Annotated in this window: 23 protein-coding genes; 13 read left to right on the top strand and 10 right to left on the bottom strand. The window is 45.3% G+C overall.

Annotated elements, in window-relative coordinates:
* Position 1 precedes the first annotated feature (1 nt).
* The 7 genes from ACRRSX_RS22790 (at position 2) to ACRRSX_RS22760 (ending at position 6318) form a co-directional block, all read left to right on the top strand.
* The gene (locus ACRRSX_RS22790; RefSeq protein WP_432456120.1) at positions 2–268 is read left to right on the top strand and encodes a YihD family protein; all 267 of its coding nucleotides are present in this window, start codon (positions 2–4) and stop codon (positions 266–268) included.
* Positions 269–349: 81 nt separating this feature from the next.
* On the top strand, positions 350–1765 hold the full coding sequence (gene ccoG / locus ACRRSX_RS22785; RefSeq protein WP_432455304.1) for a cytochrome c oxidase accessory protein CcoG: 1416 nt from the start codon (positions 350–352) through the stop codon (positions 1763–1765).
* A gap of 6 nt (positions 1766–1771) precedes the next feature.
* Positions 1772–2167 carry an MAPEG family protein gene (locus ACRRSX_RS22780; protein WP_432455305.1) on the top strand — a complete coding sequence of 132 codons (396 nt, stop codon included), beginning with the start codon at positions 1772–1774 and terminating at the stop codon, positions 2165–2167.
* An 80-nt stretch (positions 2168–2247) separates the two neighbouring features.
* Positions 2248–3219 (top strand): serine/threonine protein kinase, encoded by a 972-nt coding sequence (locus tag ACRRSX_RS22775; protein WP_432455306.1) that lies wholly within the window; start codon positions 2248–2250, stop codon positions 3217–3219.
* A gap of 1 nt (position 3220) precedes the next feature.
* Positions 3221–3694 (top strand): CYTH domain-containing protein, encoded by a 474-nt coding sequence (locus tag ACRRSX_RS22770; protein WP_432455307.1) that lies wholly within the window; start codon positions 3221–3223, stop codon positions 3692–3694.
* 108 nt (positions 3695–3802) lie between these two features.
* Positions 3803–5464: an AMP-binding protein gene (locus tag ACRRSX_RS22765; protein WP_432455308.1), complete on the top strand. Its 1662-nt coding sequence runs from the start codon at positions 3803–3805 to the stop codon at positions 5462–5464.
* 245 nt (positions 5465–5709) lie between these two features.
* Complete coding sequence (locus ACRRSX_RS22760; protein ID WP_432455309.1) at positions 5710–6318, top strand: thiol:disulfide interchange protein DsbA/DsbL; 609 nt, start codon at positions 5710–5712, stop codon at positions 6316–6318.
* Positions 6319–6495: 177 nt separating this feature from the next.
* Here the strand turns inward: ACRRSX_RS22760 and ACRRSX_RS22755 are convergent, their stop codons facing one another.
* The gene (locus tag ACRRSX_RS22755; RefSeq protein ID WP_432455310.1) at positions 6496–7227 is read right to left on the bottom strand and encodes a substrate-binding periplasmic protein; all 732 of its coding nucleotides are present in this window, start codon (positions 7225–7227) and stop codon (positions 6496–6498) included.
* Positions 7215–8891: an ABC transporter substrate-binding protein gene (locus ACRRSX_RS22750; protein ID WP_432455311.1), complete on the bottom strand. Its 1677-nt coding sequence runs from the start codon at positions 8889–8891 to the stop codon at positions 7215–7217. The genes ACRRSX_RS22755 and ACRRSX_RS22750 overlap by 13 nt, the downstream gene beginning before the upstream one ends.
* A 418-nt stretch (positions 8892–9309) precedes the next feature.
* Here ACRRSX_RS22750 and ACRRSX_RS22745 point away from each other — a divergent pair, with 418 nt between their 5' ends.
* Positions 9310–9744: an HIT domain-containing protein gene (locus tag ACRRSX_RS22745; protein WP_432455312.1), complete on the top strand. Its 435-nt coding sequence runs from the start codon at positions 9310–9312 to the stop codon at positions 9742–9744.
* Positions 9745–9779: 35 nt separating this feature from the next.
* Complete coding sequence (locus ACRRSX_RS22740) at positions 9780–10019, top strand: hypothetical protein (RefSeq protein ID WP_432455313.1); 240 nt, start codon at positions 9780–9782, stop codon at positions 10017–10019.
* 101 nt (positions 10020–10120) lie between these two features.
* Here ACRRSX_RS22740 and trmH read toward each other — a convergent pair whose 3' ends face one another.
* The 4 genes from trmH to gmk form a co-directional block, all read right to left on the bottom strand.
* Positions 10121–10837, bottom strand: a complete 717-nt coding sequence (trmH, locus tag ACRRSX_RS22735) for a tRNA (guanosine(18)-2'-O)-methyltransferase TrmH (RefSeq protein WP_432455314.1) — start codon at positions 10835–10837, stop codon at positions 10121–10123.
* Positions 10838–10852: 15 nt separating this feature from the next.
* The gene (gene spoT / locus ACRRSX_RS22730) at positions 10853–12964 is read right to left on the bottom strand and encodes a bifunctional GTP diphosphokinase/guanosine-3',5'-bis pyrophosphate 3'-pyrophosphohydrolase (protein ID WP_432455315.1); all 2112 of its coding nucleotides are present in this window, start codon (positions 12962–12964) and stop codon (positions 10853–10855) included.
* A 107-nt stretch (positions 12965–13071) separates the two neighbouring features.
* Positions 13072–13347: a DNA-directed RNA polymerase subunit omega gene (gene rpoZ, locus ACRRSX_RS22725; protein WP_432455316.1), complete on the bottom strand. Its 276-nt coding sequence runs from the start codon at positions 13345–13347 to the stop codon at positions 13072–13074.
* A gap of 83 nt (positions 13348–13430) precedes the next feature.
* Positions 13431–14057, bottom strand: a complete 627-nt coding sequence (gmk, locus tag ACRRSX_RS22720; RefSeq protein ID WP_432455317.1) for a guanylate kinase — start codon at positions 14055–14057, stop codon at positions 13431–13433.
* Between the two features lie 232 nt (positions 14058–14289).
* Here gmk and ppk2 point away from each other — a divergent pair, with 232 nt between their 5' ends.
* The gene (gene ppk2, locus ACRRSX_RS22715) at positions 14290–15069 is read left to right on the top strand and encodes a polyphosphate kinase 2 (RefSeq protein ID WP_432455318.1); all 780 of its coding nucleotides are present in this window, start codon (positions 14290–14292) and stop codon (positions 15067–15069) included.
* A 73-nt stretch (positions 15070–15142) separates the two neighbouring features.
* Positions 15143–15811, top strand: a complete 669-nt coding sequence (gene ung / locus ACRRSX_RS22710) for a uracil-DNA glycosylase (RefSeq protein ID WP_432455319.1) — start codon at positions 15143–15145, stop codon at positions 15809–15811.
* Positions 15812–15874: 63 nt separating this feature from the next.
* On the opposite strand, the gene ACRRSX_RS22705 is transcribed toward ung, so the two are convergent.
* From ACRRSX_RS22705 to ACRRSX_RS22690, 4 genes are all read right to left on the bottom strand, one after another.
* The gene (locus tag ACRRSX_RS22705; protein ID WP_432455320.1) at positions 15875–16360 is read right to left on the bottom strand and encodes an LEA type 2 family protein; all 486 of its coding nucleotides are present in this window, start codon (positions 16358–16360) and stop codon (positions 15875–15877) included.
* Positions 16361–16528: 168 nt separating this feature from the next.
* On the bottom strand, positions 16529–16987 hold the full coding sequence (locus tag ACRRSX_RS22700; protein ID WP_432455321.1) for an NfeD family protein: 459 nt from the start codon (positions 16985–16987) through the stop codon (positions 16529–16531).
* A 3-nt stretch (positions 16988–16990) separates the two neighbouring features.
* The gene (locus ACRRSX_RS22695) at positions 16991–17926 is read right to left on the bottom strand and encodes an SPFH domain-containing protein (RefSeq protein WP_432455322.1); all 936 of its coding nucleotides are present in this window, start codon (positions 17924–17926) and stop codon (positions 16991–16993) included.
* Between the two features lie 209 nt (positions 17927–18135).
* Positions 18136–19080, bottom strand: coding sequence for a LysR family transcriptional regulator (locus ACRRSX_RS22690; RefSeq protein ID WP_432455323.1), 945 nt, complete (start codon positions 19078–19080; stop codon positions 18136–18138).
* A gap of 157 nt (positions 19081–19237) precedes the next feature.
* On the opposite strand from ACRRSX_RS22690, the gene ACRRSX_RS22685 reads away from it, so the two are divergent.
* Together ACRRSX_RS22685 and ACRRSX_RS22680 are read left to right on the top strand one after the other, a co-directional pair.
* On the top strand, positions 19238–19621 hold the full coding sequence (locus tag ACRRSX_RS22685) for a DoxX family protein (RefSeq protein WP_432455324.1): 384 nt from the start codon (positions 19238–19240) through the stop codon (positions 19619–19621).
* Positions 19622–19682: 61 nt separating this feature from the next.
* Complete coding sequence (locus tag ACRRSX_RS22680) at positions 19683–20522, top strand: pirin family protein (protein ID WP_432455325.1); 840 nt, start codon at positions 19683–19685, stop codon at positions 20520–20522.
* Positions 20523–20540 lie beyond the last annotated feature (18 nt).

Raw genomic sequence — 20540 nt, 5'->3', positions numbered from 1 at the left:
TATGCAGTTACATCGTATTGAAGAGCTAATCGATTTACTCAAGCCGGTTTGGCGTCAACAGCCGGAGTTAAATTTAGTCGAAATGCTCACCCAAATCGCCGACCAAGCAGGGTTTAAACAACCTTTGAGTGAGTTAACTGACGATGTTTTAATTTATCAATTGAAAATGTTGAATCTAGCCAAGGATGAGATGATCCCTGGTCTAGCTAAAGATTGCGAAGATGATTTTAAAACTGCGTTACTAAAAGCTCGAGGTATTAAAGCTTAGTATTGCCCGCCAGTTTGTTAGGGCTTACTTGTTTTATAGGTAAGCCTGTAAACGATTGATGCCCCTCAAAAGGATTGAGTGATGAGTGAACGAATTCCCGTTAAAGACGTGAGTCCACCCGCTAGAAAAACAAATGCCAAGAAACGTGCGCCGGTCGATCGATACAACCCTCAAGAACAGATTTATGTACGTGAACAAAAAGGCTTGTTCCAACGTGTACGCAAATATATGGGGTGGTTATTTATTGCCGCTTTTGTGCTTGTGCCATTTATCCCCTACGGCGATCGCCAAGCGATTTTGTTTGATATCGCAGCTCGGCAATATCACTTTTTTAGTCTTACTCTGTGGCCGCAAGATTTATTGCTACTGGCTGGCTTTTTCATTATTGCCGCCTTCGCTCTATTTTTTATAACCACCTTCTTAGGGCGGGTTTGGTGTGGCTATCTTTGTCCGCAAACGGTGTGGACTTTTATTTTTATCTGGTTTGAAGAAAGAATTGAAGGCAGTGCTAATAAGCGGCGTAAGTTAGATCAATCTGCCTGGAATGTGAATAAAATTTGGCGTAAAACCGCTAAGCATGCCGCTTGGGGCGCTGTATCGGTGTTTACGGCACTATCTTTTGCCGCCTATTTTGTACCCGTTAAACAGTTGTGGTGGGATTTTTTTACGTTCAACGCAACCAGCGGCGTGACCTTCTCTATTATTTTCTTCGCGGTTGCCACTTACGCCAATGCAGGTTGGATGCGCACCATTGTATGTACTCATATGTGCCCCTATGCGCGTTTTCAATCAGCGATGTTTGATAAAGATACCTTCATCGTGGGTTACGATACTCAACGCGGCGAAACGCGAGGACCGCGTAAACGTAATGCCGATCCCAAAGCGCTTGGTTTAGGTGATTGTGTGGATTGCGATCTCTGCGTACAAGTCTGTCCCGCGGGGATCGATATTCGTGAAGGTTTGCAGTATGAGTGTATTAACTGTGGTGCTTGTATCGATGCTTGTGACCAAACCATGGAGCGTATGCACTATCCGAAAGGTTTGATCCGTTATACAACCGAACATAATTTAGCGGGTCAGAAAACCGCAATCCTGCGACCCAAACTGATTGGTTATGGCGTGGTTTTAACGGTGATGTTAGTCGCCTTTGTGATGACTTTGATTAATATTAAACCGATGCAACTGGATGTATTGCGTGATCGCTCATCTTTATACAATGAAAATGCCGAGGGCTTAATCGAAAATACTTACACCCTCAAGGTGATTAATAAGTCCTCTGAAGCGCAAGCGTTTCAGTTGAGTGTGCTCGGTCTAGAAGAGGTTGAATGGCTGGGTGCTCAGCAAGTAGAGGTTAAGGGTGGCGAAGTGCTTAATTTACCGGTAACTCTGGTGAGTGACCCTTATTTACTACCGCGACCGATCACCGATATTGAGTTTGTCATTCAAAGTAATGGCCAGCAGGTCACGCAACATAGTCGCTTCATTAGTGGTGGTTAACGTCGCATGAGCGTGGCGTTAAGCTGCTTGGCTTTATTGTTAATGCTGCCCTATTTATTGGCAGCATTTGGCTCTTGGATGCGTAAGCGGCAGCTGGGACGAGTGGATAATCAGGACCCTCGCCAGCAAGCGCTACAATTGGATAAACGCGGGCAGCGGATCTACGCTGCCCAACAAAATTCCTGGGAAGCCTTAGTTTTATTCATCGCTGTTATCGTGATTGCTTACTTTTCTGGTTTAGATCCGCAATTGCTCGATTTGCCTGCCGTTGTATATTTGTTGGTCAGGATCTTACATCCCTTGGTTTATCTTTTGGGTCAAGCTTATTTGCGTTCAGCCTTAGCCGCGGTGGGCTGGTTAAGCTGTATTTACATTGTCGTTTTGGCTTTTCAGCAAAGCTAAGCCTCCTTGTCGGCTGGCTAGGCTGATCGTTTTACTGTTACACTGCGCGGATAACTTACCCATAGTGCTGAAGTCATTCTATGAGCGCCTTCCTATTTGCCGAATTGCATCCCGATCTAATTTTAGATGCCATTGAATCACAGGGGATCTACCCCAGTAGTGGTTTACTTGCCTTAAATTCCTATGAAAACCGGGTCTATCAGTTTATGGCTGAAGATGACTTGCGTTATGTGGTTAAATTTTATCGTCCTGAGCGTTGGAGCGAAGCACAGATTATCGAAGAACATCTATTTAGTTTAGCGATGGCTGCGTCTGAGATTCCTGTTGTTGCTCCGATTGTTCGCGATGGTCAAAGCTTGTTTGCGTATCAAGGTTGGTGGTTTGCCCTTTTTCTTAGTGTGGGTGGGCGAGGCTTTGAAGTGGATAATCTTGATCAACTGGAACGGGTTGGTCAATATTTGGGACGGATGCACCAACGTGTGGGGCGTCAGTTATTTGAACATCGTTTATCGATCAATACCGAAGAGATGTTAGAGCAACCTATTGCCTTGCTTAAGGATTGGTTACCTAAAGGCCTCGCCTTACCCTTTTTTACTATTGCCGAACAAGTTGCGGATGCGGCGAAAGTGGCCTACAAGCCCAATAAAATTATTCGCTTACATGGCGATTGTCACCCCAGTAATATTTTGTGGCGTGATGGGCCGATGCTGGTGGATTTGGATGACGCGCGTAATGGTCCAGCTGTGCAAGATATTTGGATGATGTTGGCGGGCGATGATAACGAGCGTCGTTTGCAATTAGAGGTTTTTCTTGAAGGTTATGAATCATTTTGTGAATTTGATAAGCGAGAGTTGGCGCTGATTGAGCCACTGCGGGCGATGCGGATGATCCATTATATGGGGTGGTTGGCACGTCGCTGGGAAGATCCTGCTTTTCAACGTGCCTTTCCTTGGTTTAATTCACAGCGTTATTGGGAAGATCAGATTCTGGCGCTTAAAGAGCAATTATCTGCCTTGCAGCAGCCGCCATTGTCATTAACGCCAGGATATTAATATGAGCCTCGAAATTGAGCGTAAGTTTTTAGTGAAAAATATGGATTTTGTTGCCCAAGCGACAGCCTCCTTGCGGATAGTGCAGGCCTATCTCAACAGCGATAAGCAGCGTACGGTTCGGGTGCGGATCCAGGGAGAGCAGGGCTACTTAACGATTAAAGGCGTGAGTAATGCCGCTGGTTTGAGTCGTTTCGAATGGGAACAGCCTTTGGCTTTGGCCGAAGCCGAGCAATTATTAAATTTGTGTGAGCCGGGGGCTATCGATAAGTTGCGTTATTTGGTACCAGTGGGTCAACATACCTATGAAGTAGATGTTTTTACTGGAAATAATCAGGGGCTGATCGTAGCAGAAGTTGAATTAAACAGCGAACAAGAGCATTTTGAAAAGCCCGATTGGTTAGCAGAAGAAGTCACCGGACAGCGGCAATATTACAATAGTATGTTAGCGAAAACGCCCTTTAAAACTTGGCTTTAAACCGAGTGTTTGTCACATTCCCTAGGCTAATATTTTGATTTAGCTGGCATCCTGTAGTTATCGATATAGGATTAACTGTAAAGGTTGGTTTTTTGTAAGGGGTTTGTTATGAAAAAGTTTGTGACACCAGTGGACGCTTTGATGCATTGGCAACGCATACAACCACAACAGGTCTATTTACGCCAGCCGATTGATGGTGTATTTCATGAAAAAACTTGGGCAATGGTGGCTCGTGAAGCTGGGCAAATTGCTCAAGGGCTGCGACAACAAAATTTAGCGCCGGGTGACAAAGTGGCGATTTTGGCCAAAAATAGCGCAGAATGGTTTATCGCTGATTTGGCTATTATCATGGCCGGTTGTATTAGTGTGCCTATTTATGCCACCGCCAGTGTCGATACCATCCGCTTTGTGCTGCAGCATAGTGAAGCAAAGTTATTGTTTGTTGGTAAGTTAGATGATTGGGATAAGCAAGCGGCCGCAATTCCTGATGGTTTAACTACGGTGGCAATGCCTTACCACACTATGGCTTGCGATATTCAATGGCAAGACTGGTTAGACCGTTTGTCGGCCATCGACAAACATCATCTTTGGTCGGCGCAAGACATTATGACCATTATTTATACCTCTGGTAGTACTGGTGAGCCGAAAGGTGCTGAAATTAGTTTTGCTGCTTATCGCTATGCCTGCGAGCGTCTGATTGTGGTATTAGAGGCCAATCGTGATGACCGGATGATTTCCTACCTCCCTTTAGCCCACATTACTGAGCGTGTTTATATACAAGGCACGAGTATTTTTAGCGGTCAACCTACGGTATCTTTTGTTGAATCGTTAGCCGCTTTTGCCGACAATTTACGCAGTGTTCAACCAACCTTATTTATTTCGGTACCGCGGCTATGGGCACGTTTTCAGCAAGGCGTATTTGAAAAAATCCCCCCTAAGAAGCTTAAGTTGTTACTGACGGTTCCGCTGTTGTCGAGTTTGATCAAATTAAAAATAAGAAAGGCTTTGGGGTTGAATAAGGCGCGTATTTTAGGTTGTGGCAGCGCACCGATTGCCCCCGCCTTATTACACTGGTATCAAACGCTCGGTCTTAACATCTCAGAAGCGTGGGGGATGACCGAAAACTTAGCCTATGGCAGTTTAAATGTGCCTTTTAGAGCCGATAAGATAGGAACCATCGGTAAAGTTGGCCCTGGGGTAGAATTGAAGCTGTCCAATCAAGGTGAAATTCTGGTGAAAGGCAAAGCGATGATGCGAGGCTATTATAAACACCCAGAGTTGAGCGCCGAGGCGTTGGTCGATGGTTGGCTGCACACTGGTGATAAGGGAACCATCGATAGCGACGGTTATCTAAAAATTATAGGCCGGCTTAAAGAAAGTTTTAAAACGGCGAAAGGAAAGTATGTTGCGCCAGTTCCTATTGAACAGCGCCTTGCGGAAAATTCGATGATAGAACAGGTGTGTGTGGTTGGTAGTGCATTGACTCAGCCCTGCGCCTTAGTTGTGTTAGCTGCTGAGCTGAAGCAGCATTCGCAGCAGCAAATCGAAACCAGCTTAGGCCGTACACTAACTCAGGTAAATCAGCATCTGGAAAGCCATGCCAAACTGTCTCATTTGATAGTGGTAGAGCAGGATTGGAATGTTGATAATGCCTTGCTCACGCCCACATTAAAAATTAGGCGCAGTGAAATTGAGCACTGTTATGCAAGCTTAATTCATCAGCCTGCAGAGGCCGAAGTGATGTTTGAAAACGGACACTGGTACACTTAAGTCGCGCGGGATTGTTGAACGCTGCTATTCATCTTGTTGTAGGTTGTAGGCGTTAATGCTTACCTAGATAAACTTAAGTATTTGTTTTTATTTTTATTTTATATATAAATGGAAGCTAATGACTCTTATTATCATCCCTTCGCTCTCGCGGAGGGGGTGATAAAGTCATGGTAAAGCGATTGACCGAGTACTTGCTTATCTTTATGCTCGGTTTTTTATGGGTACATTGAAGGAATTTTAGATTGATGAAAAAAATACTGATTGCTCTCATGGCGCTGTTGGTTATACCGATGGCATTGGCGACAGACTTTAAGCAAGGCACACATTATGAAGTGATTAAGCAAACCGCCACCGCAAAGCCCGAAGTTATGGAGTTTTTCTCTTACTACTGTCCCCATTGTTATAAGTTTGAACCGGTAGCGAAAAGCATTCAATCCTCTTTGCCTGCTGGAGTTGCATTTAAGAAGAACCATGTGAGTTTTCTCGGTGGTAAAGTCATGGGCGAAGAAATGGTTCGTGCCTATGCTGTGGCAGAAATGCTAAATGTGGATTCGCAAGTAAGCAGCGCTATTTTTGATGCAATCCATGTTAAGCGCCAGCGTTTTTCTAGTCGTGATGATATTCGCGATATTTTTGTTGCCAATGGTGTGGATGCCAAGAAATTTGACAGTGCTGCCAACAGTTTTGTGGTCAATGGCATGGTGTCGCAGATGGATAAAAATACCATTAACTATAAAATTCGTGGGGTACCCGCTTTAGTGATTAATGGTAAATATCAAGTGAACACTGGATCGGTTAAATCTCTTGAAGAGCTCAATCAATTAGTGACTTACTTGGTTAACTTAAAAGTCTAATCCTTCACAATTCCTTATAAGAAAACAGTCTCTTTAGGCTGTTTTTTTGTTTGTCTTCATTGGCTAGATATTGATATGTATTATCGGTGATAATTTCGCGCTTTTAGTACTAATCTAACTCATTATTTATTCATGTTGGCGGGCCTAAATCATCGCTAACTGCGCTCAATGGCTCTATCAATCTGTGTTTATCCCATATAGTCGTTGATAGTGCTGTATCAGTTTGTTTATCTCTCCGGAGCGTTGTAGTTGGTTTAAGTGCTCTTGTAGGCGCTGCAATATAGCTGGATTACTTTGTTTATTACAGGCGATGGCTTCTAATGAGCTATAAAACTCAAATCCTTGCGGGTTAATATCTAAATTATTATTTTCCAGTATATAGGCGGTTAATAATGTATCACTGGCCCAGGCATCGATTCGTTCTCGGTGGAGTTTTTCGGCGCTGTTTAGGTTGGTTGTTGTTAAGTCTAGTTTCAAATTAAAACTACTTAAGTACTCGCTCACGCTACTACCGAGGTAGCTGCCTATTTTTATACCATTAAAATCAGCCAAACTACGTAAGTTTTTGGCATTCTTATGTCGTTGATACAGGGCGAAACGATTGGCGAATAGTGGACTTATCCAAGTAAATAAGCTTTCTCTTGATTCAGTTCGTTCAATCGTAAATACGCAGCTATTGGGGGAGTAGAGAGTGAGCTTGTAGGCTCGTTTAGGAGACAAAACCCTGAGTTGGAGATCGAGTCCACTTTTTTGTTTGAGTAATTGAAATATATCAATATTAAGCCCCGAGAGTTGTTGTTGCTCTTGAATTACATAGGGTGGGTTGACATGAGTATAAAAAATCAAGGAGCTGGCATTTGCGGCCAGTGCCATCAGCCCCAAATAAAGTGCGATGATTACTTTTTCCATGATTGTAACAAGTCTGAGTAGTTGATTGTTTTACCTTGCGGTTTTTCATTGCTCAGGGGCGGTTTAGGTGAACCGGGTTGATTTAACCAATACTGTTTATCTTCGATGGGATTGAGTTGAGGGTTGCATTGAGTTTGGCTGTGTTGATTGAGTTTTGCTAAACCCCTATCCATGTGTTCGGCGAGTTCATTCATGATGAGTGGAATGTTGGCTCCCGGTTGATTCACTCGACCAATGTATTGCCACCAAAGCTCCGATAAGCTTGGGTAGTGGGGGACATTAAAGCCCGTGGGAGTCCATTCGTTACGAGCCTCACTTTGGTAAAACTCGACTAAGCCTCCCAATTCTGCAGAGCGTGCGCTGAAATTGTCTGAGTTGACATCACTGAGTCGGATCGGCGTGAGGCCGACCATGGTTTTTTTCAGAGACACGGTTTTAGCAACATTAAATTGAGCATACAGCCAAGCCGCTTGCTGTTTTTTTAAGCTTGTTGATTTTAATAAGGTCCAACCGCCCACGTCTTGATAACCCGATTTCATTCCTTGTTGCCAGTAAGCGCCGCGTGGTGCAGGTGCAACCCGCCAAAGCGGTAATCCTTGGGAGTCAGTCAATGGTAGGTTGGGATGGCTTAAATCGGGGATAAAGGCGGTATACCAAAATATCTGTTGGGCAATGTGTCCCTTTTTTAGTTCGGCTTGGGCTTGATATAAATCTAAATTGATAGCCTCGGGGGGGGCGAAACGTTTCAGCCAATCGGCATATTTTTCTATCGCGTATATGGCTGCGGGTGAGTCGAGAGCCCCGCCTCGTTTTACAGTTGCGCCTACAGGGTGGCAATCTTGGTTACGGATCCCCCATTCATCGACTGGTAGACCGTTTGGTAGACCAACATCCCCCACCCCTGCCATCGATAACCAACTATCGGAGATCCGCCAACCCAATGAAGGGTCGTTTTTACCAAAGTCCATATGACCATATACTTTTTGTCCATCAAGCTCTTTGACGTGAATGGTGAAAAACTCAGCGATGTCTTCATAAGCTGACCAGTTCTGAGGTACTGCCAGTGGATAGCCATATAGTTGAGCAAATCGTTGTTGCAGTTCTGGGCGCTCAAACCAGTCTTGTCGATACCAATAGAGGTTTGCAAATTGTTGATCCGGCAACTGTAATAAGTTGCCATATGGATCGGTGGTGAAGGCAAGTCCCATAAAGTCGCTTAAGTCTAAATTTGGCAGGGTAACGGCTTTGCCTTCTTCCTGCATAAAATGACTCAAATTGAGTATTTTATTGGAGCGGTAATGGCCACCAATGAGATCGCTGTCACTCACATAAATGTCGTAATGGTTGATGCCTAAATCGATTTGATTATGTAATTTTTTGACCACGTCATTTTCATTAATGACTTCATGGATCACCCTAATACCGGTGAGATCTTGAAATAATGGTGCGATAACGGTTGCTTCATACCAATGTGTGCTTATACGCTCGGTTGCAACACGAATGGTCATTCCCTGATAGGGTTTGGCGGCTTGTTTAAACCAGATTAATTCTTCGATTTGTTGCTGGCGACTGAGGGTTGACGGGCTAAATTCATCTAACCATGGATCCCATTCTTCGGCGAGACTCACGCTACTGAGAGCGCAGCACAATAGTATTGTTCGCATGTTATCCACCGATTGTTATATCCTCCTACTAAAAATAGCAGATGTTTAAAAATTGAAGCCTAAGACTTTCTGGGATGAGCTGGGTTTTGAACTTGAATCCTGGATATTAGTGATTGATTTTTATATTAAATAACATAAGAACTCTACTTAAATCATGGGGCTTGTTGTGCGCATGCTCAAGTCGTTTGAAAAGCGTTGTGACATCCCCTTAGTCTTTGTTTTTTGGTGCTAGTATCGAATGATTTATGTTCTAGTATAAAAGCGTAACATTGTGCTGAAGCTCGCCGTATAATCATCTTTTGATTGGTGTTTATTTCTTGGTTTCTGATGTTGTGAGGGCGAGCTAAGGAATCGGCAAAGGTTTAAGCACTGAAGGTTTGTATTGGTGAGCCTAAAAACCCACATCTTAGGAAATACGATGACTGATTTTGTGTTACATCCGCAATTGGCAAAAGACGGCATTTGGCTCGGCGATTTTGAACTATGCCGAGTATTATTAATCAATGATAGTCAATTTCCATGGTTAGTATTAGTACCAATGGAAGATAATATTGCTGATATTTACCAGTTGGATAATTGTCAACAAGCGCAGTTTTGGCGAGAATCTAAACGGGTCAGTGAAGCCTTAATGGACCTCTATCAAGGGGATAAATTAAATCTTGCTGCTTTGGGAAATGTGGTGCCGCAGCTACATGTGCATCATGTGGTGAGGTTTCATGATGATCCGTTGTGGCCGCAAGCCATTTGGGGACAATTGCCGCTCAAAGCCTACAGCCCTGAGCAGCGTGCGAAGCAGGTGAGCCAGATCCAACAGGCTCTGCAAGCGCATTGGCAGGTGGTCGCCGAATCATGATGTAACAATTGGACTTAAGCTAAATAGGATAAACAATGGAAGGTTTTTGGCGTTGGTTATTGATTATCATTGTGGTGATGTTATTGGTGCGTTGTGAAACTCATGCGTCTTTATATCAGGCAGAAAGTAATGGCATCCGATTAGAGATCCCTCGATTCTTAGCTACCCCGTTTGTTTGGGTGGATAAGCAAGTGGGCCAGCCGATGGTATGGGGTTATCATTTGCCTTGGGATGATGATTATCAATTTAAGCTATATTCGAGTGACAGCGAGTAGTCCTCACTTGAATAAGTGTAGCCTGGTGTTGCGATGTTAATAGCGGCCGATGGACTCATAGCCACTGACCAATAAGGTCAATGGCTGTTGATTGGCGACGCTTATGACTCGTCGTCCAGATGATCCCAGGCTTCTTTGTTCATTTGTACCTTGGCCCACCAAGTATCATCGGCGGCAATTTGGCCATGTTCATCTATCTGTGGGATGGGTAAACCCTTGCGTTTGCAGACGTCGGCAAAAATCGGGTGGCCGCCTTCAAACATAATCCTGTTTTGCTCTTCTGGGCTGACCAAGCAAGGACCCTGATACATCCCCGCCAGTTGGCGTTGTCGCTGCGCTTCATAAAGAATCAGTGCACTAGCCACCGAAACATTCAGTGACTGCACCATCCCAACCATGGGGATAATAATGTCTTGATCGGCTAAGGCAAGCGCAGTATCAGAGATCCCGTATTTTTCCTGGCCCATTAAGATTGCGGTAGGTTTGGTATAGTCAATCTCACGAAAGTCTACCGCACTATCTGACAAATTAGTGGCTAAAATCTGCATGCCGCTGTTGCGTAACTGAGCCACTGCATCTTCGATCTTGTCGTGGTTATGCACTTTCACCCAGTTTTGACTGCCGGTGGCGGTGCCACGACGAAGTTCGTCTTTATAGTTTTCCCAAATGGCATGTACATGGTCGACACCCACGGCATCACAGGTACGCACAATCGCCGATAAGTTATGTGGCTTGTGTACGTTCTCCATACAAACGGTTAAGTCTGTTTGGCGGGCGTCTAACATAGCGCGAATGCGCTGATGGCGTTCAGGTGTCATTAGTTTCTCGTTTATTTAATTTCTTAAGCGAACCACCCGTAATACCTCTGGCATGACTCGGATTTTTCGCATGATGTTGGCTAGGTGGATACGGCTATGGGTGGTAATGAGCAAGTCGACGGTATAAACCCGTCCTTCTTTTTCTTCGGTGACAATGTTTACGATATTGGCACCAGTCGAGGCTACGACATTGGTTAAACTGGCTAGGATCCCTTGGTGATTAACCATGTCGATACGCATTTCGGTTTTGTATTCGCTGGTATTCTCGGCATCTTTTGACCAATCGACATTGATGTAGCGATCGGGCTCTTTTTGATAGCCGCTGATATTTTTACAGGATTCGAGATGCACCACTAAGCCTTTGCCTTGGCTTATATGTGCCACGACCGGATCGCCGGGAATAGGTCGACAGCAGTTGGCATAAGTGAGTAACAACCCCTCGGCGCCTTGAATCGCGATAATCCCTTTGCCCTTGTGTTGGCCAAGTTCTTCGGTATTGCCCAATAATCGTCTACCGACCACAATGCTCATGGCATTGCCTAAGCCGATTTCGGCTAACAGATCGTCGATAGACTCCGCTTTTAGATCTTGTAATACCTGCTCCAGGTGTGCCGGATCGATGTTGGCGAGTTTGGTACTGCCTAGCGCATGATTTAACAGGCGGCGGCCTAAACTAACCGATTCTTCGCGGCGTTGATTTTTTAACAATTGTCGAATTTTACCGCGTGCCTTACCGGTCACCACAAAGTTTAACCAAGCGGCATTGGGTCGAGCGCCCGGAGCGGTGATGACTTCGATGGTTTGACCATTACTTAAGGCTTTGCTAAGAGGGAAAGGGTGACGGTTTACCCGTGCGCCTACACAGGCGTGGCCGACATCGGTATGGACCGCATAGGCGAAGTCTACCGGGGTGGCGCCGGCTGGTAGTTCGATAATTTTCCCTTCTGGGGTAAATACATAAATTTCATCGGGGAACAGATCGGTTTTCACATTTTCGATAAATTCGAAGGAGCTGCCAGCACTTTGCTGTAGTTCTAACAAGCTCTGCATCCAACGCTGGGCTCTAATTTGTGCGGTGGTGCCAGGGCTTTCGCCTGCTTGTTTGTATGTCCAGTGTGCGGCCACACCTTTATCGGCCATTTGGTCCATGTGCTCGGTACGAATTTGCACTTCGACAGGGACGCCGTGAGGGCCAACCAACGAGGTATGCAGGCTTTGATAGCCATTAGCCTTAGGAATCGCGACATAGTCTTTAAATCGGCCAGGGCGAGGTTTGTAGAGGCTATGGCTAATACCTAAGGCGCGATAACAGGTATCAAGTTGGTCAACGATGATTCGAAAGGCATAAATGTCCATCACTTCATGGAATTGAAGCTCTTTGCTGACCATCTTCTTATAGATGCTATAGAGGTTTTTTTCGCGGCCAGTCACCGATGCTTCGATCCCTGCATCTTCGATCCGCCCTTGTAGCTCTTGATGGATCCCGTTGATTAATTCTTTACGATTGCCACGGGCATTTTTTACACACTCTTTTAAGACGCGATAACGCATTGGATAGAGCGCTTCAAAACCGAGTTCTTCTAGTTCAGTTTTGATGCTGTGGATCCCCAACCGATTGGCGATGGGCGCGTAAATTTCGAGGGTTTCCCGGGCAATTCTGCGCCGTTTGTCTGGGCGCAGCGAACCCAAGGTTCGCATATTATGGGTGCGGTCGGCGAGCTTGATTAAAATCACCCGAATATCTTGAACCATCGCCATCATCATTTTGCGAAAGTTTTCGACTTGGGCTTCTTTTTTGTCGCGAAACTTAATTTTATCGAGCTTACTTACGCCCTCCACCAAGTCGGCAATTTCACTGCCAAACTGTTCACTGAGTTGTTCATAAGTTACCGGTGTATCTTCGATGGTGTCGTGCAATATCGCGGCCGCGAGGGTTTGATGGTCCATCCTCACCTCGGCTAAAATCCGCGCCACCGCTAGTGGGTGGGTAATATAAGGCTCTCCGCTAGAACGGAACTGGCCTTCATGGGCATCTCGACCTAATAAATAAGCATCACGTAACAGGATCACGTGTTCTTCACTTAAATAACTAGAAGCGACTTCGCGCAAGCTTTCGAATAAATACAAACAGTACCTCAGTAGCAGAGGATCGCAGTGATAGATATGATTGAATGAATTATGGGAGTTTTACCGTGCGGAGTAAACCCAGCACGGTAATTTTATAGCGGGAAGATCTAGATGCGTTTATCGGCGATAGCTGCAACAGCTGCCAATTCGGCTGCTTCACGTTCTTGACGTTCTTGACGGTCTTGAGCATCCATGGTTTCGGTGGTGATCAAACCTTCTTCAATTTCACGTAAAGCGATAACTGTGGGTTTGTCGTTATCTGCGTCAACTAGAGGCTCTTTACCTTCTACTGCGATCTGACGCGCGCGACGTGCGGCGATAAGGACAAGGTCAAAGCGGTTGCCGACTTGTTCTACTGCATCTTCTACTGTTACTCGTGCCATGCACAGCTCCGTTGATGTATGTTGACTAAAAATGACGCAAGATCCTAGCCGATCTTAGCAAGATTTGCTAGAACTTACGGTATTTATTTCGATAAAAGTTCATTTAGCAAGGCTTGGTGTTTTGCTGCTTGCTGTCGAGTTTGTAACCTTTGGCTCGTAATGATGGCGGTTAATTCACTAAGCGCCTCATCAAAATTGCCATTGATGATTAGATAATCGTATTCATCGTAGTGGGACATTTCGCTTTCGGCTTCATTCATTCGTTTTTTAATTACTTCAGGGCTGTCTTGGCCACGCATGTGCAAGCGGTTTTCCAGCTCCTCACGACTGGGAGGCAGAATAAATACCGATACCGCTTCTGGCATCATCATTTTCACTTGGCGAGCGCCCTGCCAATCGATATCTAAAAATACATCGATCCCTTCGGCGAGGGTTTGCTCAATGCTATGCCGAGAGGTTCCATAAAAGTTGCCAAATACTTCGGCGTATTCGAAGAAGGCTTGTTCATCGATGAGCTGTTTAAACTGATGATGGTCTACAAAATGGTAGTGATTACCATCGATCTCACCGGGACGGACCGATCGGGTGGTATGCGAGACAGACACTTGAGCGGGATAAGCGCGATGGCGCGAAAGATAAGCATTAATCATGCTTGATTTACCTGCGCCGCTGGGGGCCGATACGATATAAAGAGTGCCTGTGATTGCCATGCTGAGTTCTTAGCGAGTGTATAAAGGCGCCTAAGGTTACCATTTTAAGTTTTTTTTTAAAGTATTGTCAGTGAAAATTCATACCAAGTGCTCACTCTGCTGAACGGATTTACTAAGCTTAAATCGTTATGCTTAGCGTGAAGCATTATTAGTTTTACGATCTATTAATTTAACTCTTTGTATTTATTGATTTTATTTTCAATGCAGTTGAACAAACAAGGTGAGCGAGTCTATGGCTGATAAATTGAGTAAACGAGAGTATGAGCAGTGTTTAACCGAATTGCAGGTTGAGTTGGTGAAACTACAGCGCTGGATAGTGGAAACTGGCTTGAAAGTGGTGGTGATTTTTGAAGGTAGGGATGCGGCTGGTAAAGGGGGAGTGATTAAACGTATTGCGGAAAAGCTTAATCCTCGCGTTTGTCGGATTGCCGCCTTGCCTGCGCCGAGTGAGCGTGAGAAAACCCAATGGTATTTTCAGCGTTATGTGGCGCATTTGCCTGCGGCCGGAGAAATGGTGCTGTTTGATCGTTCTTGGTATAACCGTGCTGGCGTGGAAAAGGTGATGGGCTTTTGTGATGAGCTGCAACATCAAGATTTTCTTCGCGCCTGTCCTGAATTTGAACGGATGTTGATCCGCTCCGGTATTATTGTATTGAAGTATTGGTTTTCGGTTTCCGATGAAGAGCAAGAAAAGCGTTTTCTCGAGCGAATTAACAATCCCTTAAAACGCTGGAAATTTAGTCCGATGGATCTTGAGTCTCGCTCTCGTTGGGTGGCCTATTCTCAAGCCAAAGATGAAATGTTCGCGCATACCGATACCAAACATTCTCCGTGGTGGGTGGTGAATTCGGATGACAAGAAACGTGCGCGACTCAACTGTATTCGTCATCTGTTATCGCAAATTGATTATCAAGAGTTACCGCATCCAGCGATCGAATTACCGACGATTGATCGCCAAGGTTATGTCAGAGTGCCGTTGCATGAGCAAAGTTTTGTGCCGGAGTCTTATTAGCTGAAGCCCACAGCATATCGATCTGTTGGGCGATCAGTTATGATGTTGGCGTGTGACTAATAGAGAGCAAACCGTGACCAAAGCGTTGACATGGGACAGATTACTGGAGGCTGAGAAGCAACAAGCTTACTTTCAGACTCTGATGAAACGAATTAAAGATGAGCGTCAGGCTGGGAAGCTGATTTATCCTGCCGATACGCAGTTATTTGCCGCCTTTGAAGCGACGCCCTTGGCTAAACTAAAGGTGGTGATTTTGGGTCAAGATCCTTATCACGGGCCAGACCAAGCCCACGGTTTAAGTTTTAGTGTGCCGCCGGGCATTAAGATCCCGCCTTCTTTGCGTAATATCTATAAAGAATTGGCGACCGATATCAGTGGCTTTGAGATCCCCGAGCATGGCGACCTGCTGGCTTGGGCTGAACAAGGGGTATTGCTGCTAAATACCGTATTGAGTGTAGAACAGGGCAAGGCTCATTCTCATGCCAAATATGGTTGGGAGCAATTTACCGATACGGTGATCGCTCAAATTAATCAGCACTGCTCTGGTGTGGTCTTTTTATTGTGGGGCGCACATGCCCAACAAAAGGGGCGAGCCATCGATAACTCGCGGCATCATTGCTTAACGGCGGTGCACCCATCACCTTTGTCGGCGCACCGAGGATTTTTTGGTTGTCAACATTTTTCCCAAACCAATCGTTTACTGAGTGAGCAGGGACAAAAGCCGATTAATTGGCAAGTTTAACTCAAGCGGTTTGGTGTTGCGTCGCAGCGCTAGTATCATTTTTAGCGGTTGCGAGACATCGAGCTATAGGCTTGAGTTGAGAGTATCGCCGAGATCTTCCAACTTCAGTTTGCCCTCCTCATTGAGTGTAATGTCGGGCCAAAAGCTGCCGAGATCTAGTTTCACTTTGACCTGATATGCTAACTCCGGACGCGACTGTTGCATTAAGGAGCTAAGCAAGCGAAAACTGGCAATCAGGTTGGCTTGGGCGGGCAGGCTAAAATTTGCTTCTCCATAGCCGGGAACACTGGGTAAATCGCTGGTGGCACCGTTGACCACTTCATGGCCATTCAAGGATAAGGAATAGACGGCGCCAGCGAGGCTTAGGGCTTGTTGGTTGGGGTTGACCACCCGCAGATTAATCTTGAAATTAGGAGCCATACCATCACTGCCGACTGGTACAACCGAGACTAAATTAACCTTGGGAGCTTCGGTGGGGGCGATACTACTACAGCCGTTCAAAGCAATAATAAGCAATAAAACAGTGGGTTTAGTGAACAATTTAAGCATCCATTTTAGCCTACGAGAGTGAGCGGAGAACAGGCTTAAGTTAAGCATAATTGTTTGGGTTTTGCATGCTGAATCAAGCGCCTGTTCGCTAACAGAGCATTCTACTGAGAAGTGATGGCGTATACTGAAAGGGACTGGTGAGAGCAATTGCTCTACCAGTGAAAGCATTTAATCAACTGGCTTGACCCAAAAGGTTCCCACTTCCACTTTAATCACTTCTACTTCAGTATCGGCGGCAATGGGGTGTTCGCTTTTTAACACCCAGCTAATCCCTGAATGTTTATAGCTACTTTGACCGCGTCTATCGATGGCTTGCTCACAAAAGAAACGGTGACCGTCAAAGTCACTGCTTACTGTTTTATCATCGGAATGATTTTGTAGTTTGCGCATCGGTTTCCACAGCAAACCGGCTAATACGCTGCTGGCAATCGCATTCGACAGCAAGATGCTATTCCAGCTATCAGCCAGTAAATCTAACCAAATTAAAGAGCCTGTCAGCACCAACGACAAACCAACAAAAAATAAAATAAAGGTGGCAAAGCCGATCAGGCCAACTTCAATGGTCAGCAAGATCAAGCCTAGCGCAACCATGGTTTGTGGAATGTGATTGGCAAACAGCTCAGTCATGATTTAACCTCGATTTAGGGTATTTAAAATACTAGTTGCCTGGGCGACTAAAGAGCCTGCTTCACTGCTGCTATCAGGTAATAATACCACGGTTGATTCTTTGGCTATTGCCAATTTCGCTTCAATGGCTTTAGTCGCTAAGTCTAGTTGTACCGCTTTTTGGCCTTGTTCGGTCGCCGCAGAGGCACCAATAGTATTAATCGCCTGTGCTTGTGCGTCGGCAACTGCTATTAATGCTTGTGCTTCACCCTGAGCGTTTAATACTTGTTCTTGTTTTTCAGCTTCGGCAGCTAAAACACGCGATTGTTTTTGACCTTCGGCAATATTAATCGCGGCGGCTTTTTCACCTTCCGATTCGAGAATTTTAGCGCGACGTTCACGTTCGGCACGCATTTGCGATTCCATCGCATCCATAATTGATGCTGGTGGCGTAATATCTTTAATTTCATAACGCATGACTGCGACGCCCCAAGAGGCGGATGCTTCATTGATTGAATTGACAATCTCAGCGTTGAGGGTGTCACGTTCCTCAAAGGTTTTATCTAATTCAATTTTACCGATTTCTGAGCGCATGGTGGTTTGTGCGAGCTGGGTAATTGCGAAAACATAGTCTTCTACACCATAGGTGGCTTTGTAAGGCTCAAGGACTCGAAAGTACAATACGCCGTCGACCGTGAGTGAAATATTATCTTTGGTAATTGCGGCTTGGCTCGGAATATCGAAGGCTTGTTCTTTTAGGGTTCGGCGTGCTGCAACCTGATCGATCATCGGTAATAGAAAGTTCAGCCCGGCTTCTTTGGTGGACTGATATTTACCGAAGCGTTCGATCACCCAGGCTTCATTTTGTGGCACAAATTTAATCGATGATTTCAGCACAAATAGTGCAAAAATCAGCAGCGCGACTTGAACAGTGAGAACATAATCAAAAACGATCGGCATATGACTTTCCTTAGCGATGAGTTAAAAATGATGGGTGCTGCGAATAGTGGTTGAGCGGGCTAAGCTGAATTCAGCAAAATTTGGCTTGATTCGCCGTGCCTATTATATTTATTAAGTTGCAAGATAAACATAAAACCTCTTGAGAATACAGCGCTTTTTGATAGTCATGTGATTAAATGAGTAAAGCTTGCTTCAAAGTTTGTCGAGACTCACGAATGTGGTTCTGCGGGCTGTTTTAAATGCTGAGCAATCGCCTGATCCCAGTAGGGGTTTTTGCCAAAGCGCTGACATAAAAAATCAATTAATAAGCGTGCTCGTTGTGATAAATAACGAGTATTCGGGTAGATAGCCCAGGCGTATAAACTTGGTGTTCGATATTGTGGCAATACTGGTACTAGGTCACCAGTGGCAATACTACGCCAAGCGATAAAACTAGGGCTAAAGCTAATTCCATGACCAGCAATACTCATGTCTTTTAAAAAGTCACCATTGTTCGCGGAGATATGCGGTTGATAATTCACCTGATGACGCAGTCCTTTGCTATCGAACAAAATAAAGTTGGTCGTGGGTAGATTGCTGTAATGCAATATTTGATGTTGCTTCAGATCTTCAGGGTGTTGGGGGGTGCCATGCCGCTGTAAATAGCTCGCTGAAGCAACCAGAAGGAAGTTGATTGGGGTGATTTTTCGTGCCTTGAGGCTCGAATCTTTTAGCTCGGCGATGCGCAATGCGAGGTCGATTCCTTCGGCGACTAAATCTTGTTGGCTATCGGTCAGGCTGATCTTTAACTGTAGCTGCGGGTGTAACTGCATAAAAGCATCGAAGGCTGAATTGAGATGACTGAGGCCAAATGACAAAGGAACGGCGACATGTAAGGAACCACTGAGTGCGGTATTTTGCTGGCTTGTTTGGTGGTTGAGTTGGTTAATGTCATCCAGAATTGCGAGGCTGCGTTGGTAATAGCTTTGGCCATAATCATTTAGTTTTAAGCGGCGCGTACTACGCTGTATTAAGCTGATCCCCAAGCGTTGCTCTAAGCCACTTAGGCGTCGACTAACCACAGACTTAGCCATTCCCAACTGCTCGGCGGCTCGAGTAATGCTACCGGCTTCTACCACCCGTACAAAAATCTGCATGTCTTCTAACTGGCCCATCTTTACCTCGCGAGTTGAACGTTTGAATCGTTCTATTGTTGCTATTATAGGAACAATAATTTGCTAAACACACTATTTATTGAACCAATATTGATGGTTATGCTGAGTCTAATAGTTGGGGAGACCCAGTCGATCTCACATCAATTAGGAAATGAAGATGAAACAAATACAATTATTGGCTCAACCGCTTGGCCGTTTACTTTTAGCATTAATGTTTGTCCTTTCTGGTTTTGGAAAAATTGGCGCTTATGCCGGTACTCAAGGTTATATGGAGGCAATGGGAGTGCCGGGTGCTTTATTACCCTTAGTGATTGCCCTTGAATTGGTCGGTGGCTTGGCCATTGTTGTGGGCTGGAATACCCGTATCGTGGCCTTTTTGTTGGCAGGCTTTAGTGTCGTGGCGGCGCTGTTGTTCCACGGCAATGTTGATGACCAGATGCAGATGATCCTATTTATGAAAAATATTTCGGTTGCGGGCGGCTTTCTATTATTAGTTGCTCATGGTGCTGGTGCTTATTCCTTGGATAATCGAAAAGCATAGCGCTTGCTTGTGCTAAACAAACATCAATTGTGCTCAAGATTCTCAGTGCTAGGAGTTAAAAATGAAACATCGCAGAACCGTGATTAAGCGAGTGACAGGTCAAGCCACCCAGGATGGGGCTGGTGTTAAGTTAACTCGGATTCTTGGTAGTCAGCAATTATCCATGCTGGATCCCTTTTTAATGTTGGATTGTTTTGAGTCAGATCAGCCAGATGATTATTTGGCTGGTTTTCCCGAACACCCGCATCGTGGTTTTCAAACCGTCTCTTATATTCTTAATGGCAAAATGCGACATAAAGATAGCGTCGGTAATGAGGGGGTGATTGAAGCTGGTGGGGTGCAATGGATGAGTGCTGGCAGAGGGGTTATTCACTCCGAAATGCCAGAGCAGCAAGACGGCTTATTAAAGGGCTTTCAGCTTTGGATTAATTTGCCGGCCGCGCAGAAAATGTCGGCACCAAGCTATCAAGAGTTTAGTGCCGAGCAGATCCCGCAAAGCCGAGATTTACAAGGTAATCTGATTCGGGTCATTGCGGGTGAGTTGGCAGATGGTACTCAAGGCCCTGTGCAAGTGGTGCACCAAACGGCGACTTATTTGGATATTAGCATGGTGGCGGGCGGGCAGTTGCAGCTGGATTTGGTACAATCTCAACAAGCTTTTATCTACGTGATTGAAGGGCAACTTCAGGTGGCGGATGACCCAGAACCTTTAAATGCTTACCAGTTAGCGGTACTAGACTTTGGTGAGGCGTTGCAATTAAGCAGTCATTCAGCTTGTCGACTATTGTTAGTTGGTGCCGAGCCCTTGAACGAGCCTGTGGCCTGGGGAGGCCCGTTTGTGATGAATTCGCGTGAAGAAGTACTGCAGGCCTTCGACGATTTTCAAAATAATCGATTTTAAGCTTGAACAACGAGGAAC

Source organism: Agarivorans sp. QJM3NY_30 (assembly GCF_050870855.2).
GTDB lineage: Bacteria > Pseudomonadota > Gammaproteobacteria > Enterobacterales > Celerinatantimonadaceae > Agarivorans.
The sequence above is the reverse complement of the archived record's forward strand: the minus strand, read 5'-3'. Positions and strand labels throughout refer to the sequence as shown.

Coding starts and splice junctions, on each gene's coding strand:
- ACRRSX_RS22790 (WP_432456120.1), top strand. CDS start 2: ATGCAGTTACATCGTATTGAAGAGCTAATCGATTTACTCAAGCCGGTT.
- ccoG (WP_432455304.1), top strand. CDS start 350: ATGAGTGAACGAATTCCCGTTAAAGACGTGAGTCCACCCGCTAGAAAA.
- ACRRSX_RS22780 (WP_432455305.1), top strand. CDS start 1,772: ATGAGCGTGGCGTTAAGCTGCTTGGCTTTATTGTTAATGCTGCCCTAT.
- ACRRSX_RS22775 (WP_432455306.1), top strand. CDS start 2,248: ATGAGCGCCTTCCTATTTGCCGAATTGCATCCCGATCTAATTTTAGAT.
- ACRRSX_RS22770 (WP_432455307.1), top strand. CDS start 3,221: ATGAGCCTCGAAATTGAGCGTAAGTTTTTAGTGAAAAATATGGATTTT.
- ACRRSX_RS22765 (WP_432455308.1), top strand. CDS start 3,803: ATGAAAAAGTTTGTGACACCAGTGGACGCTTTGATGCATTGGCAACGC.
- ACRRSX_RS22760 (WP_432455309.1), top strand. CDS start 5,710: ATGAAAAAAATACTGATTGCTCTCATGGCGCTGTTGGTTATACCGATG.
- ACRRSX_RS22755 (WP_432455310.1), bottom strand. CDS start 7,227: ATGGAAAAAGTAATCATCGCACTTTATTTGGGGCTGATGGCACTGGCC.
- ACRRSX_RS22750 (WP_432455311.1), bottom strand. CDS start 8,891: ATGCGAACAATACTATTGTGCTGCGCTCTCAGTAGCGTGAGTCTCGCC.
- ACRRSX_RS22745 (WP_432455312.1), top strand. CDS start 9,310: ATGACTGATTTTGTGTTACATCCGCAATTGGCAAAAGACGGCATTTGG.
- ACRRSX_RS22740 (WP_432455313.1), top strand. CDS start 9,780: ATGGAAGGTTTTTGGCGTTGGTTATTGATTATCATTGTGGTGATGTTA.
- trmH (WP_432455314.1), bottom strand. CDS start 10,837: ATGACACCTGAACGCCATCAGCGCATTCGCGCTATGTTAGACGCCCGC.
- rpoZ (WP_432455316.1), bottom strand. CDS start 13,347: ATGGCACGAGTAACAGTAGAAGATGCAGTAGAACAAGTCGGCAACCGC.
- gmk (WP_432455317.1), bottom strand. CDS start 14,057: ATGGCAATCACAGGCACTCTTTATATCGTATCGGCCCCCAGCGGCGCA.
- ppk2 (WP_432455318.1), top strand. CDS start 14,290: ATGGCTGATAAATTGAGTAAACGAGAGTATGAGCAGTGTTTAACCGAA.
- ACRRSX_RS22705 (WP_432455320.1), bottom strand. CDS start 16,360: ATGCTTAAATTGTTCACTAAACCCACTGTTTTATTGCTTATTATTGCT.
- ACRRSX_RS22700 (WP_432455321.1), bottom strand. CDS start 16,987: ATGACTGAGCTGTTTGCCAATCACATTCCACAAACCATGGTTGCGCTA.
- ACRRSX_RS22695 (WP_432455322.1), bottom strand. CDS start 17,926: ATGCCGATCGTTTTTGATTATGTTCTCACTGTTCAAGTCGCGCTGCTG.
- ACRRSX_RS22690 (WP_432455323.1), bottom strand. CDS start 19,080: ATGGGCCAGTTAGAAGACATGCAGATTTTTGTACGGGTGGTAGAAGCC.
- ACRRSX_RS22685 (WP_432455324.1), top strand. CDS start 19,238: ATGAAACAAATACAATTATTGGCTCAACCGCTTGGCCGTTTACTTTTA.
- ACRRSX_RS22680 (WP_432455325.1), top strand. CDS start 19,683: ATGAAACATCGCAGAACCGTGATTAAGCGAGTGACAGGTCAAGCCACC.